Genomic DNA, 14,165 nt, shown 5'->3' with positions numbered 1-14,165 from the left:
CATTCCCTCCTCTCAATAGGTATAATTATACCTAATACATGCACGAAATGCAAGCCCACAAGATACTGTAACGAAGATGCTCTGTTGCCTTCGAAGAAACCTAGTTACAAAACAAGCGGGATGTCAGGTTTCCAATCCTTAGTGCTTCGGAATTCCGTTTCTTTCCATTTCGTTAATGCTCGGTCCTGTAAATCCGTATGATGTGGAGAGCTGTTTCATGCTGCTGGCATGAAAGAGCGGCAATTCATCATTCTGAACGTGTTTCCGCATCTTGTTCTTTAACGATAAACTTTGATGGCTTTCATGTGAACCATAGCGGAATAATCTCGCAGATTTTTGCTTTCGATTTCTCGTTTAGAGTGAAAAATGGAGTCTGACCTTATTTATAAGACTGAACTATCCCTGAATGGAAAGCTGTTTGTCCAGTTTGTGGCTCTTATCTATCTCTCTTACATAAAGAAGAAGATGCAGGACACCGGTCTCTTCGAGAACTGGACATTGCAGGGTCTCCTTGACGAACTGGACACTATTGAAAGGTTTGAATCACCCGAACATGGCCGCTTGATCGGAGAAGTCACCAAAAAGCAGAAGGATATCTATGCCAAACTGGGTGTGGAATCTCCCTCGTTATAATTTCCGGGAATGCAGGGTATTATCGATCACTTTCTCCTAAGGATGGCAAAGTGATATAATTTCATTGCATGGGGGTGTCTCCGTGGGCGGAGCAGGAAAAAGGCTCCGCTTAACCTTTCTTTTCTATCCTTAGGAATATCCTCACAGAATTATCTTCGATTTCTCGTTTAGAGTGAAAAATGGAGTCTGACCCTGTTTATAAGAGCAAAGACTATTGAAACGATGTCGAAAAGCCAGGACCATCTCACAATGAAATGCTGTCGGCATCTATACAAGCAGTTTGCTACGAATTCTCAGTTTTTCACGAAGAGCCATTTGCTGAAAACGACTTCACTCTTGAATCAATTCCGCGGGAATCAATTTCCAACGATCGAGTGCTTTTCTTTCATGCACTACGCGAAATCCTTTACCATATTAGAAGCAAATGAGTTTTAGATTTACAATGGCAATACTATTCGTAATTGGGCAGCTGAATGTAATACGATTACTCAACCGAGGAACAAAGTGCCAATTTGAAATACGAGAGTAGCCACAATGAATGCAAATACAGTTGTATAAATAGCGGTGAAAAGGGCCCATTTGACTCCAGCTTCCTTCCAGATTGCACCAAATACCGCTACGCATGGCATGTAAAGCAATGTGAAAAGCATGAAGGCATACGCCGAGAGTGGTGTGAAATACTCATTCAATGTCAGTTCGAGGTTCCCTTCTCCTATTAGCGTCTGATAAGTCCCAACCACAACTTCCTTTGCGAGACCTCCCATTAAAACTGCGACCCCGCTCTCCCAGTTATCAATTCCCATCGGCTTCATGAGGGGAGCAACAGCCGAACCAATAACGCCTGCATAGCTTTCTCTGGAACCATACTCCACTCCAGCCGGGAAGGTTGCCAGAGCCCAAATCACCAAGACAACTATGAAAATAATTGTACCGGCTCTCTTGAGAAACATCAGGCTCTTGCTTCCCGCAAATCTCAGAGTCTCTTTTACCATTGGCGGCCTGTACGGTGGAAGCTCAAGCACAAACGGAGAGCTTTCCCCCTTAAGGATCGTACTTTTGAACAACCTCGCCATTCCAATGGCGGCTACTATTCCGATCACATAGATACTGAATACAATGGTACTTTGATGTTTTGAGAAAAATATGCCAGTGAAGGTAAGATAGATCGGCAGTCTCGCGCTGCATGACATGAAAGGCGCAACAAGAATAGTGATCAGCCGATCCTTTCTCGATTCAAGGGTTCTTGTAGCCATAATTGCAGGAACTGTGCATCCAAATCCGATTATCATAGGTATGAAAGATTTGCCGTGCAGCCCAATCTTGTGCATCAGCCTGTCCATGACAAATGCAGCCCTGGACATGTATCCTGACGATTCTAGAACCCCGATCATGAGGAACAAGAAGAAGATGTTAGGAACGAAGACCATTACGCTTCCCACACCTCCGATAATCCCGTCCGAAACAAGAGAGACCAATATTTCCGGCACGTTTCCGACAAGCAGAGAAGTTGCAGATTCAGATAGCCATTCGAAGCCGATTTCTATCTGTTCGAGAAAGAAGTTCCCGACAGTAAAGGTAACCTGAAAGGTGAGCCACATCAGAAAGAAGAAGATTGGAATTCCGAGCCATCTGTTGGTGAGTATTCTGTCAAGTCTATCTGTGAAATCGGCACGAACAGTGTTTTTTTTCACACAGTCTGTTTCTATCTCCTGAATGAATCTGTACCTTTCTTGGGCGATCGCTACAGAAGCTTCTCCAACACTCTTTTCGAGGTCTGAAACGATTTGATCGACTGCGCCCTTTATGCCGCTTGAAGCTCTTTCAAGTACCAATTTGTACTCGGGGTCCCTTTCAATGAGTTTTATGGATAACCATCTGGGGTCTAGCTCATTGCAAATATCTGAATGCGATACCAGTGACTCTATCTTCCCGATTGCCTCTTCTATTCTCTGGTCGTTAAACTTCCTCTCTGTTTTGGACGAGATCTTTCCCCTATAATCGACAATCTTTTCTTTCAAATCCTTAATGCCAGTATGTTTCAGCGCGGAAATCATAACGACCGGCACTCCCAATTTTCTGGCCATGCCTTCCGTGTCAATTGAAATGTTCTTAGCCTCCAACTCGTCCTGCATATTCAGAACCACAATGATGTTTAGACCCATTTCAATGAGTTCGAGGGTCAGATAGAGGTTTCTTTGGAGGTTCGTGCTGTCGATTATCGACAAGACCAGATCGGGCTTGCTGGTCACCAGATAGTCACGGGAGATTCTTTCATCTAATGAAAAGGCATTCAAGCCGTATATCCCCGGTAAATCGACTACTTTCGCCTTTATTCCGGCGAATGAAAATACTCCTTCCTTCTTCTCTATCGTAACTCCAGGCCAATTTCCAATCTTTTGGTGCATCCCTGTCAGAGCATTGAACACCGCTGTCTTCCCCACATTGGGATTACCAGCCAGTGCGATATCTATAACGTCTTCTTCTACCGAAGCGCCCTTTAACGGCATTGTTCTCCTCCCCTCCATCTACAAAGCGGATTCTTTCGTCTACAGGTTCCACTACTATCCTGCTTGCAAGAGAGTTGCTCAGACCCATCCGAGACTCCCCAATTAGAAGAATCAACATTCCCTCCGCTGAGCCCCTCATAACTTCAACAACAGCGCTTTCAATAAGGCCAATGCTTCGCAGTTTGGATTTCTGCGTTTCGCATCCTGAAAGATCTACTATTCTGCAGCGGCCCCATCGAACATTGTTGAGAAAGAATCTCTCAGATCCTTTCGACGACAATGGCCCTCGCCTCCTCTTTACGAAGACTAAGTCTGTATCCCCGTACCTTTATCTCAATAGGATCTCCCAAAGGAGCGATAGCCTCAAGTGAAATCTCTGTTCCCGGAAGCACTCCCATGCTTAACAGACGTCTCTTCAGCTCAGGATCACCCCTGACGGCCTCTACCCTGTAGACATTTCCGCTTTTTTGCCTATCGAGAGTTACTTGTGACTCCTTCTCATAATCGTCAACGTAAGTCTGCATCTTTTTTAAAAGATCAGGGTTTTCAGCGAAAAACCTCGTTACGGCCTCCATTTTCGTGAGCAATTCCTGATTCAGATGATGCTCGAGACCGTGTGCAAGCTCATCCGCTTTGCTACTCTCGATATACAGCACTGCTTCGAGAAAGGTCTTGACAGAGTTGTGTTTCTCGAACAATAGACTGGCCTGCATAAGTCCCGCCTGAGTAAGTTTGATGTAACTGTACTTTTCGTAGTCGACGAGTCCGTTTTCGCTCAGCTTCTTCAAAGCAGAAATCACAGAGGAAGTTTTCACGCCGAGGATCTCAACGACATCTTTCACACGTGCAAAGTCCTTCTCGATCTGTATCTGATACACAGATTTCAGGTAATCCTCAAGGCTCTCTGAAATAGTCACTCTGAAACCACTCCTTCCATATGAAGATAATGTAGATATAGCTACTAATAGTATATTTATGTACCTTATTTTTGTCAAGACTCCTCTAAAGCATTTTCAAGGGCTTGGAGTATCCGGCTAGTCTTGTGATTTTTCATCGGAAACAAACAAAGCTTGAGGAAATACCGTGAAGAAAGAAGTGAAAGGAAGCGTTTCTATCCGGGGAGATGAACGATTTTGATGATGGAAGAATGCAGAGCACATAAACTCCCTGATCCAATATTCAGGGAAGAATCAGGGGGCTTTTCGGTAAGTTGTTCAACACATCCTATAAAAGTGAACTGTAGATACCGGGGCTTACGCCAAGGCAGCAACAAATAGTAGAATTTGTAATGAAAAACGGAAGCATTACCAATGAACAGTGTAGAGAACTCACAAAAGTCTCAAAAGCAACTGCGACAAGAGACCTTGCTGATCTTGTTGAAAAGCGCGTTCTTGATCAGAAAGGAAAGAGCAAAAAAACCTCATATTACACTCTGGTGAGCCATAATGAGTCATAGGTGAGCCATAACTTTTGAATCTATGATAAGGAACATGATAAATAGGGACTCCATTTTTGGCGAGAAGAGCGAAAAAGCCGTCCTTGGTTGTCCCGGAGCATGGACCCATCCTTCGAAAGAGCGGAAAGAACCGTTCAGCATCCTCCGAAAAGAGCTTTTTCTAATGGTCTTACCCATCACCCATAACTCACAACGCACCACCCATGAGCCCGACGCTGCGCGTACAGGGTATTGGTTGGTAAAAGAGTGTTGACCGTTCGTATTCAGCTCTAGATACGGAGTTTAAGTTCTCCCTTCCCATCATGCCAAACACGCTTAATACGTCATTCTGAGCTTGACTCAGAATCTGCTTTCTCAACAGTAAGGAACGAGATTGCTTAATTTCGCTTTTCTGTCCTTTGAAACACTCTCACAGACTTTTATCTTCGATTTCTCGTTTAGTGTGAATAATGGAGGCTGACCCTATTTATAACTTCTCTTCGCCAAAGCATAAATAGGAGTCTGACCCTATTTAATTTCAACCTCTTCTACGTGTAGGCGAAGGATTATAAGTTGGGGTACAACGCTTCACTATTAGACTTCTATCTCTTCTGAAGTATATCTACTACTGAAGATACGATCTTTTCTAGGGTTTGACAGGTTATCCTACCAGCTCTGTATAATACTATTCTCTTATCCGCAGTGAAAACCTTGTTAGGTCTCACGTTGCTTGGTTGATTCAGACCTCCCTGTGTGAAATCCACCTAGTCGATAGCTATTGCAAGTTCATCTTTAACTGTTCTGCTTGGATCTGACACATTATGAGATCATCACCGCCAGCATCCGCGATAACTAACGCAGGTCGCTTTTTTGCTCCGGTGAGATCAGAGAAAGGGAAGGGAATTACTACAACATCACCATTTACAGGTTTTTCCACGCTATATCCTCTTCTTCCCTCAGCCAATCCCTAGCAAGAGCCGACTCTGAAGCATCCTGCAACCCGCGGCTTAATGCAGGCAGATTCCTTTCTTTCAATGCCTTCACAAAACGAAGGATTTCTTCCATGAGAGTATCGGGTGCGGTTTCAGTTTCCTTTCTCAGGAGCTGTCGTTTATCCATTAGATCGCCCCCTTTCAATGTGATTAAAATAGCTCTGTCAACCAGGATCTCTCGCTTCGTCAGGTGATTTGCACAAGAGTATTGTATTCAATATCATATCTTGGTAGTCCTGTGAAATCTCTTCTGCACGCTCCTTCAGCTTTTTGTAATCTTGCAGATTCAAAAATCGCCTTTTCATTGAATAAATAACACTATTAGCCCTCGTCCAAAAAACTTATCTAATGAGTGTTTTGCAGGATATTTCATTCTGCTTATTGTCGGAATGATAGTGTATCATTTTCTTCCAAACTCATTTTCTAATAGCCCTTTTAGGCCCATTTAGAATGCTTCTTATACAGTTCACACTGATCCGTCTGCAGAATTAGGAGTCTTACCAATTCATTTAGTAATTCAAGCAGGACTAGTTTCTTATCATTCCCTTGCAGTATTTTATGACTTTTTTCTCTCCAGTTTCTTTCCAGCAGGGTTCCTTGTGAGATAGAGATGAGAGCTGACTGCTTGTAAGGTGACCATATCTTTTCACAACCGTCTCGATGATCTCCTCTTCTTCGGCGAGCAAATGATCGGTCTTTGCCGTTCCTTTGATCATCACAAAGGCTTTCTTGCCTTCTTCGACCACTCCGGCTTCTTTAAGATAAGAGACAACATCTTCATACTTCACGGGCGTAGGCCCATAGAGATTGGCAATATACCTGAGACCGGTAATGGATATCCCCCTTCTCTCGAATGATAGTGTATCGGAGTAGAACATAAGCTTGAACAATTTCATGTGATCCAGAGGTCCTATCTCGGAAAGGAAACGCCCCACGACTGCACTCAATGTTTTTCCTGAAAAGACCTTGAAGCCATTGAGGCACGATTCGGTATTTCCGTGAGCTTCAATAATCATACTCTCTCTAAGAGAAAGCCGGGATTCATTTTCAATTCCGGTCTTGCCGACTATTCTGTCTCGATCGTCCGGCGAGATCCTTCCCTGGACCGCAGCAGAATTGACAAAAGAGATGAAGTCCTCTCCGCCTGGAATTATGTGATTTGTGTAAGATCCGAGAAGCCTGTCTGAAAGAGCTCTGGAGCCGTCTTCAAGCTTAGAAACCAGGGACTTCGTCCTTCCCAGCAGGAGCGCTATCTCTTCTTGAGTGAGGTTCAGATTCTCTCTGGCTTTCCTGAGATCTTCCGCCGATGGGATGCAATGGACCTTCTCATAATCGTCCCAGATCTTCTTCCAGGCTTCATCGAGAGATCGGGCATCTACATATGAACTTCCACATTCATCACATTTATAGACATCGTAGGAAAGTCTGACTTGACTTCCCTTGAAACTCTCGATGCTCTCTTCCTTTGACAGGCGCATTTCCCTTCCACATTCGGGACATCTCATGAAAATCAACTCCCGTACTCTGCAAGATGCAAAGATAAACAGATAAGCCTTTCCTCGAAGCTATAACTCAGCTTGAAATAGACTTTGTCTTTGTATTCATAGTCTTCTGGGGCCAGGAATTCATCATCGGTAATATCAAGCTCTCTGAGTATTGACTCAAGCGGTAAGGATTTCCAGACAACAATCGTAAATGTATCTCTTTGATTATCATCCTTGATCTCATCGGGGCAGATATCTTTTGCCACCTTCCACGTGGCCTCAAGCACATCATAATGCTCTCCTATTCCTGACTTGTAGAAAGCATTACAAAAAAATAGGAGTCTGATCCTATTTTACAGCAAGAATGCTTCCTATACAGTCTACTCAGATCTGTCTGAAGAATTAGGAGTCTGACCCGTTCCTTTAGTTATCGCGAAAGTGACAACTAATACGAAGTCATAGAACTAAACTAAAGCTTATCTCAATTCCGTACTCATTCAACTCTGGACAAAGATGAATTCAATGCCAAAGCACAGACCAAAGAAACAAAAGAGGTTATCATATGAACAAATGTCTTATTATAGACATACTTTGAATAAATTAATGCTAGAATAATGTCAGATAATTTTTGTTCAAGAGCAAATAGTAATTACCTGTAGTAAGGGTATGACAGGTAACTATTTCTTAAGTCCTAAGAGACTTAAAAGGACATGAATGTTGCCTGAATTTCGCAAGGAGGAACTATATGAGATTCTTTCAGAAGACTACTAAGAATTCTGATCTGGTCAAAACGACTCAAGGCCTTAATCTGGGAGCTCTTGAAGCAGAAGCTGAAAGTACTGATTCTTCATCTGTAAAGTTAGCTGAAGTATTCGAAGATTTTCTTCGGGTTTTCCCTCAGCTCGACTCCGAGAAATTTATCATTGTGGGTAGAAAGGGTTCTGGAAAGACCGCAATTGCAAAATTCATTCTTCATGAAGCTGAAGAAGATCCAAATGTATTTTGCGAGTTTGTGAAGGCAGATGAACTTGACATAAACAGGATTGCACAGTTATCCAGTGATGTTGACCCTAACGTCCAGTCAAAACTTCTTTTTGAGTGGATTATATTGACAAAGCTGGTCAAAATGATCGTTCGAAACAATGCAATTGAAGAGAATCCTAATCTGGTTCAATTAAGGAAGTTCGTTGAAAAGAATAGAGGATTCATTGACATAGACAAATTCCAGGTAACAGAAAAGGACATAAGAAAAGGAGTATTCATCGAGTATTTGAAGCGGTTCTATAAGGTCTATTTGGGTAAGGAGCTCAATGTACGGGAAGAAAAAGCCCCGTTTTACAAGTTGCTTCCGCATCTTGAGGAAGTTGTTCATAAGATCTTGCATAATCACGATACAGAAGACAACGAATACATTGTGATATTCGATGATCTTGACATACACTTCTCCAAAACAGATACGAATTCGCTCGAAAGCCTTTGCTCTCTCATTAGGATGGCAAAGAAGGTTAATGTTGAGATATTTTCCGACAGACCAGGAGTAAAAGCTGTAATTCTAATAAGAGATGATATGGTACGTCTTCTCAAAAAACTTGGGCATGATACTGCAAAGCTCTTTGACTCATATTCAGTGTACTTGAATTGGCATGATGAAGATCAAGTAAAGAACCACGAAGAGAAGTTGCTTATAAAGCGATTCATAAATAGAAGGATTGCTAGCGGTTTCGAAAGACTTAAGTTGCCATATCAACGAGACGACCCTTGGAATTCTCTGGTGGAATCCAGAACCAATAGCCATGGTTCAACATTCAAGTTTGTTCTGGACCATACCTTTTACAGACCAAGAGACTTACTGATGGTTTTCAACAACATCTCTAACAAAGCCTACAAGATGCCTATCTGTCAGGAAGATTTGGAAGAGATAATCTTGAATTACACAATTGCACTTTATTATGAATTAAGAAATGAACTGAACATACAGCTTGCACCTGATTGTGTCGACAAAGTCTTTGAGGCTTTGAAAGCATGGGGAAATGGATCTTACTTCTGCTATAGAGACTTTGAAACGAGATGTAAAGAAGTTGGCTTGGAGGAAAATTGCTCTGAGTTGCTATCTACCTTATACGATTACTCAATGATCGGAAATATTGATACTAGCATCAATCCCTACAGAATATACTTTAAGCATCGAGAGAGAATAAACGAGATACGCAGTATAAGTCTCGAAATGAGGTTCGTCTTACATTATGCTTTAAGAGCTTACTACACACGTACCTTAAACTCATACAGTGTATGAAGCATTTGCCAGTGAGGAGAACCAACATGAATCATCGTTTCGTCCTTCCAGTCAAGAATGAAACCAAAGAAGCTGCTGATTTTCTGCTTCAGAGCCTTTGGCTGTTATAGGTAGAGAAGGGGCCCCACTTCCAAAAGCAGCAAAAAGCTAGTTAGAAAAGCGTGGTGAATAAGTTTCATGGGAATTATCGGTGATCACCCAAAAGGAACACATCCTCTTGCAGTGTCGCTTATTGTTTCAGACACAATTACGTTAAATAACGTTCCACATAGGAAGCTTACAGGAAACGATCACAGCGAGGTTTTCATTGGTTTTATGGTTCATGCACTTCAAACTCACCACATTAGTCCCGAGGCATTTAAGCGCCGGAAGGACATGATCCGAAAAATGGGAGTATCCATTGATAAGATTTTGCCATCCCCTTATCCTAAAGCTCCGACAACACAGAAGGGGAACTTCGCAGAGGTATTCCTCGCTGAATACCTTGGTGTGACTACTAAAGCTCAGCTTCCAGTATATAAACTGAGATATAATCCAAACGTTGAACAATCCATGAAGGGCGATGATGTAATACTTTTCGATTTGGACTCTGATCCCGTACGAATAATTGTTGGAGAGGCTAAGTTTCGGAATACTCCATCCAAACAAGCCATAATTCATTTAGTAGAAGAGCTAATACGTTCACATAATTCTGGTTTGCCAGTTTCACTAATGTTCGTAGCAGAACGGCTCTTCGAGGACGGTAAAGAGGAGATGGGGAAAAAAGTTCAGAATTGTGCTATTTTGTTTTCAAATAACAAGTTGCGAATAGATTATGTTGGATTGCTGATGAGCAATTTGGACACAGCAAGTATTGTTCAGAAACACACGAAGGATAATCTACGCAATTTTCTTATGATTTCTTTAGAAGTGGATTCTCCTGAATCAACTGTAAACGCGGCCTTTGAGAAACTGGAGCGCTCACTGTGAGTATACCACCAAAGATTGTCAAAGAACTGCTTGATGCTTTGTCCCAAGAGCGGGTTGCAAATATCATCGCTCAGGCCGATGCGCGGAGAATTCTCCAGGAAGTTGAAGAATCTACTGAACATTATCCAAGTTTCGATCCCCAACTCACAGAAAAAGCAACACATGTAGCATATGCACTCATTTCTTGCGGTTGTTCATTAATTGAGAATAAAGACTCTTATCCCAAGGAAGGTTTGGCGACGTTAGAAAGAGCGGGGAAAATTCTCTCAGACATTTTCAGATTCAATCGTAACGATGTAGAGAATCGAGATAATAACCTTCTTATAGCAGGTATGGCCCTGTATGCGGCCAAACAATACTCTCGCGCCTTCATTGTCTTAAAGGATGTTAGTTCCACTTTTAAAGTCGGACAAATGGTAATCGCTTTCGTTAAAAAAGACTTTGAGCAACTGAACAATATTGCAAACTCCGTTATTTTCTCACCTGCTCCAGAGAGCAAAGGCTTTCGTGGTTTTGATGAGTGGGTCATTTCGCACGAGATAGCACGTTGTTTTCTAATACTGATGGATTTCATTGATTCAGGGAATAAAGAGAATTTTGAAGACTTAAGTGGTGTTCTTAAGAATCTACTTCTTATATCTTCAGAAGACAGCTTAACATTGTACTGGTTAATTATCAGGCTTCTGAACATAATTCTTTCTACGTTTAGAGATTCATCTCTTTGGTATGTATTGCCACCATTGTTACCTGAAGGTTCATCTGCAGACAAATATATACGGGTACTTGGAAACTACATACCTCCTGTTATTGAAATGTGGCCCTCGCAAACCGATTCACTTCCTCTTGTGCTTGGTGAGAGAAGTGGTGCTGTAATCAATCTGCGTACAAGTGCAGGTAAAACAAGGGTTGCTGAAGTAGCAATTCTTGAAGCTCTGTCAGGGGATTCTGGAAACAAGATTCTATATCTTGCTCCTTTTCGGTCGCTAGCTCTTGAGATTGAGCAAAGTCTTAACAGAACTTTTGCTCCTCTTGGCATTGCCGTTTCTCAATTATATGGAGGGGCGACAGTGAACGTGTCTGACGTTGAGCTAGTAAGTGAATCACAGATCATAATTGCAACACCGGAAAAAGCGAAAGCGCTTATTCGGTCCGGTAATCGATTCGAACTAGATGTTGAGCTTATTGTTATAGACGAAGGTCACCTTCTAGGTGCGGATAAAAGGTGCATAAGAAATGAAATGTTCCTTACCCATATGATTGAATTCGCCTCAAGAAACAAAACGAAAGTCTTGCTTCTATCGGCTGTACTGCCAAATGCCAACGAACTTGCCCAGTGGATTGCTGGTGATTCAGAACTTGTAGCGAAATCTGCGTGGAAACCTTCTTCAGAGAGGTATGGATTTCTAATATGGGATGGGGTGTACGTTAGATTGGAATGGAAAAGCGAGGGTAAACCATACAATCCAAAGTTCATTCAGAAGGGTCCTCTGGGGTTTGGCAAAAGGCGGACTCTGTTTCCGAAAAATAAGAATGAAGCAATAGCAGCTACAGCAGTCAAGTTAGCTCGAAGCGGGACCGTAATGATATATTGTGCTAGAGCAAATTCCATCTTTGGAATAGCGAAAAGTGTTTTGATGGCCATGGGGGAAGAACAGGGCGACTACCCATGGAACAGTTCTCTTTGGTCTATGTTTCATAGCGTTTGCAGAGAAGAGCTGGATGAGAGTGACAAAGTAGTTCTTAGTGCAGCGAGAAAGGGGATTATCTGTCACAGCAATCGATTACCGACGCTTGTGCGAATGGCAATCGAAAAACTAATGAGATCAAAACCACCATTAGTGATTATTGCTTCATCCACTCTTGGACAGGGAGTCAACGTTGGAGTATCAACGGTAATAGTCGCATCTCCTTACTACAGTGATAAACCAATCAGCAATCGTGATTTTTGGAACATTTGTGGTCGTGCTGGGCGTGCATTTTCTGACACTGAGGGGAAAATTCTTTATTCCCTTGACGCGCACGTTACAAAGCAAAGAGAACAATGGCAGGTCAGAAAAGATGCTAGTCTTGCCCAGCACTATCTAGATAGCCTTCAGTTAGAAAAGGTTGAAAGTGGCCTGCATGTTGTGCTTAACCACATCCTTAAGGTCGCAGAACAAACTAATACTGATCTCAGCATACTTGTTGAGGCAATCGCGAATGATTTTCAGGAGACTGGTGATGCAGATTCATTTCTAGTTGGATTTGGTGGTCTGCGGGAGTTTGATAAATGGTTTGACTTTTTGGATGATGAATTGCTTGCTATGCATGAGGACTTTGCAATAGAAGATAGGAACCTTGATTGGGTAGATGATGTTTTCAGGAAATCGTTGGCAGTTATCCAAGCAGACGCACAAGACAAAGGCAAGTATCTGCAGCTCTTGAGAGCTCGAACAAGTTCATTGCTTAATCGAAGCAAAAGCCAGACACAAAGAAAAAAACTTGTGGCGTCAGGCATCCCTCTTTCTGTTTCGCAATTCATTCTAGATGATTTAGAACTCTTCCGAAATCTTGCCACATCATTTATGCAAGAACTCAAGGAGGAGAGGAATCGAATTGACCTATTGGACAAAACAGTTCATGAACTTGAAATCTGGAGCAATCAATATGCAGCAGTTCTATTTGATCGAGTACCTTTGCAGCCGTCGCTTGATAATATACGTTACGACTGGTTAAGTGGTCGTTCCCTTGCATCAATAAGAAGCAAAGATAAGAATGCTGATACCATCTCAAAGGACTACTATGGATTCACACTTCCTTGGATAATACACGCAGTTTCTCAAATGTTCGATCCAGTTTCAGAGGAGGAAATCGTACATCTGTTTTCTAATATTGCCATGTGTGTTGAGTTGGGATTGCCAGATGAAACGACTGTGAAGATATTCATGGCAGGAATCCGTTCACGTAGTACCGCGCTAGAATTGTCAGAACTCGATGCTTTACAGAACAAGAGCGTTAATGAAGTTAAGAAAACACTCCTCGATTTGTCTGCAGAAACCGACCGCTTGTCCCATGGTTCAAGAGACTGGATCAACTCACTTGCCGAGTTACATAAGGCCTACAGACCTGTAAAGGTAAGGGTTCCGAAGTTCACGTTAGAGAGAAAAGATCTTCCATCCAGATTGTATCTACGGGAGTATAAGGGAAAATATTACTTGACTTCACTTGACTGCACTCAAATAGTGAAAGTTGAGTCAAGCGACAAATTTTCGTTTGGAAAAATTGCAAACACTCGCGGCCTTTATTTCGAGTTCAATCAGGGAATATGGGAACTGCAGTCTTATAATCCACTTGTTGTGTTGGAATAGAGACTCCACATGAGCACCTTCCGGGTGATGCACTCGCGCATTTTCTCCATACACAGATGATTTGAAACAAACAGTACATTAGAGAATACAAATAGTCATTCCTTATATGGTTGTTTCATCAATCAAGATATTTTCTGCGAACACTAAAATGACTGACACTATTGGCGCTTACCCAGAAATGTTTTTTGCAAGAGTGAATTCCCTGTATTTGCAAGAATTCCAAAGAACTTTCCACCCGGGAAATTTAGTTAATGAGTTTTCATTAGAGAATTTCTAATTCTAAAACTCTGACCTTCGAACAACAACAAATGACTGTGGTGAACAAGACGATCAATCATTGCCGCGGTCATCTGTTCATCATAGAAGATATGGACCCACTTGCTGAACTCCAGATTCGTTGTGATTATCACACTCCTTTGTTCATAGCATTCTGAGACAACTTGAAACAACAACTTCGATCCATCACGATCAAGAGGCACATAACCCCACTCATCACAGATAATAA

General features: G+C 42.2%; 11 protein-coding genes and 1 pseudogene. 5 read left to right on the top strand and 7 right to left on the bottom strand.

The genetic code is table 11. From position 1 onward, the window contains the following. Window positions 1-390: 390 nt before the first annotated feature. Window positions 391-633: pseudogene (locus Q502_RS13785) on the top strand (transposase); the annotation flags it as partial. A 488-nt stretch (window positions 634-1,121) separates the two neighbouring features. Here the strand turns inward: Q502_RS13785 and feoB are convergent. From feoB to Q502_RS13770, 3 genes are read right to left on the bottom strand one after another with little or no spacing between them, the layout of a single operon-like run. Continuing rightward, on the bottom strand, window positions 1,122-3,140 hold the full coding sequence (feoB, locus tag Q502_RS13780; protein WP_258001933.1) for a ferrous iron transport protein B: 2,019 nt from the start codon (window positions 3,138-3,140) through the stop codon (window positions 1,122-1,124). Beyond that, window positions 3,082-3,420, bottom strand: coding sequence for a FeoA family protein (locus Q502_RS13775; protein ID WP_102819189.1), 339 nt, complete (start codon window positions 3,418-3,420; stop codon window positions 3,082-3,084). Before Q502_RS13775 ends, feoB begins: the two co-directional genes overlap by 59 nt. Continuing rightward, a complete protein-coding gene (locus Q502_RS13770; RefSeq protein WP_181456417.1) occupies window positions 3,401-4,057 on the bottom strand; it encodes a metal-dependent transcriptional regulator in 657 nt (218 codons plus the stop codon). Before Q502_RS13770 ends, Q502_RS13775 begins: the two co-directional genes overlap by 20 nt. Window positions 4,058-4,383: 326 nt before the next feature. Here Q502_RS13770 and Q502_RS15150 point away from each other — a divergent pair, with 326 nt between their 5' ends. Next, entirely contained in the window at window positions 4,384-4,596 is a 213-nt protein-coding gene (locus Q502_RS15150; RefSeq protein ID WP_374704138.1) for a DeoR family transcriptional regulator, read from the top strand. A gap of 900 nt (window positions 4,597-5,496) precedes the next feature. Here Q502_RS15150 and Q502_RS13750 read toward each other — a convergent pair. The 3 genes from Q502_RS13750 to Q502_RS13740 form a co-directional block, all read right to left on the bottom strand. Continuing rightward, window positions 5,497-5,694 (bottom strand): hypothetical protein, encoded by a 198-nt coding sequence (locus tag Q502_RS13750; RefSeq protein WP_102819185.1) that lies wholly within the window; start codon window positions 5,692-5,694, stop codon window positions 5,497-5,499. A 400-nt stretch (window positions 5,695-6,094) separates the two neighbouring features. Next, complete coding sequence (locus Q502_RS13745; RefSeq protein ID WP_102819184.1) at window positions 6,095-7,072, bottom strand: type II TA system antitoxin MqsA family protein; 978 nt, start codon at window positions 7,070-7,072, stop codon at window positions 6,095-6,097. 5 nt (window positions 7,073-7,077) lie between these two features. Next, window positions 7,078-7,338 carry a hypothetical protein gene (locus tag Q502_RS13740; RefSeq protein WP_102819183.1) on the bottom strand — a complete coding sequence of 87 codons (261 nt, stop codon included), beginning with the start codon at window positions 7,336-7,338 and terminating at the stop codon, window positions 7,078-7,080. Window positions 7,339-7,796: 458 nt separating this feature from the next. Between Q502_RS13740 and Q502_RS13735 the strand changes: the two genes are divergently transcribed. From Q502_RS13735 to Q502_RS13725, 3 genes are all read left to right on the top strand, one after another. Beyond that, window positions 7,797-9,344 carry a P-loop ATPase, Sll1717 family gene (locus tag Q502_RS13735; RefSeq protein ID WP_102819182.1) on the top strand — a complete coding sequence of 516 codons (1,548 nt, stop codon included), beginning with the start codon at window positions 7,797-7,799 and terminating at the stop codon, window positions 9,342-9,344. Window positions 9,345-9,521: 177 nt separating this feature from the next. Next, window positions 9,522-10,313: a Hachiman antiphage defense system protein HamA gene (locus Q502_RS13730; RefSeq protein ID WP_102819181.1), complete on the top strand. Its 792-nt coding sequence runs from the start codon at window positions 9,522-9,524 to the stop codon at window positions 10,311-10,313. Further along, window positions 10,310-13,660 carry a DEAD/DEAH box helicase gene (locus tag Q502_RS13725; protein WP_102819180.1) on the top strand — a complete coding sequence of 1,117 codons (3,351 nt, stop codon included), beginning with the start codon at window positions 10,310-10,312 and terminating at the stop codon, window positions 13,658-13,660. Before Q502_RS13730 ends, Q502_RS13725 begins: the two co-directional genes overlap by 4 nt. Before the next feature lie 248 nt (window positions 13,661-13,908). On the opposite strand, the gene Q502_RS13720 is transcribed toward Q502_RS13725, so the two are convergent. Continuing rightward, window positions 13,909-14,165: ATP-binding protein (locus tag Q502_RS13720; RefSeq protein ID WP_181815879.1), on the bottom strand; the 257-nt coding region annotated here is incomplete at its 5' end.

The organism is Mesotoga sp. Brook.08.YT.4.2.5.2., assembly GCF_003351125.1.
Lineage (GTDB): Bacteria > Thermotogota > Thermotogae > Petrotogales > Kosmotogaceae > Mesotoga.
This window is presented reverse-complemented; position numbering and strand designations above follow the sequence as displayed.

Excerpts from the sequence above, each read along its gene's own strand:
- feoB (WP_258001933.1), bottom strand. The coding sequence starts at position 3,140 with ATGCCGTTAAAGGGCGCTTCGGTAGAAGAAGACGTTATAGATATCGCA.
- Q502_RS13750 (WP_102819185.1), bottom strand. The coding sequence starts at position 5,694 with ATGGATAAACGACAGCTCCTGAGAAAGGAAACTGAAACCGCACCCGAT.
- Q502_RS13745 (WP_102819184.1), bottom strand. The coding sequence starts at position 7,072 with ATGAGATGTCCCGAATGTGGAAGGGAAATGCGCCTGTCAAAGGAAGAG.
- Q502_RS13735 (WP_102819182.1), top strand. The coding sequence starts at position 7,797 with ATGAGATTCTTTCAGAAGACTACTAAGAATTCTGATCTGGTCAAAACG.
- Q502_RS13730 (WP_102819181.1), top strand. The coding sequence starts at position 9,522 with ATGGGAATTATCGGTGATCACCCAAAAGGAACACATCCTCTTGCAGTG.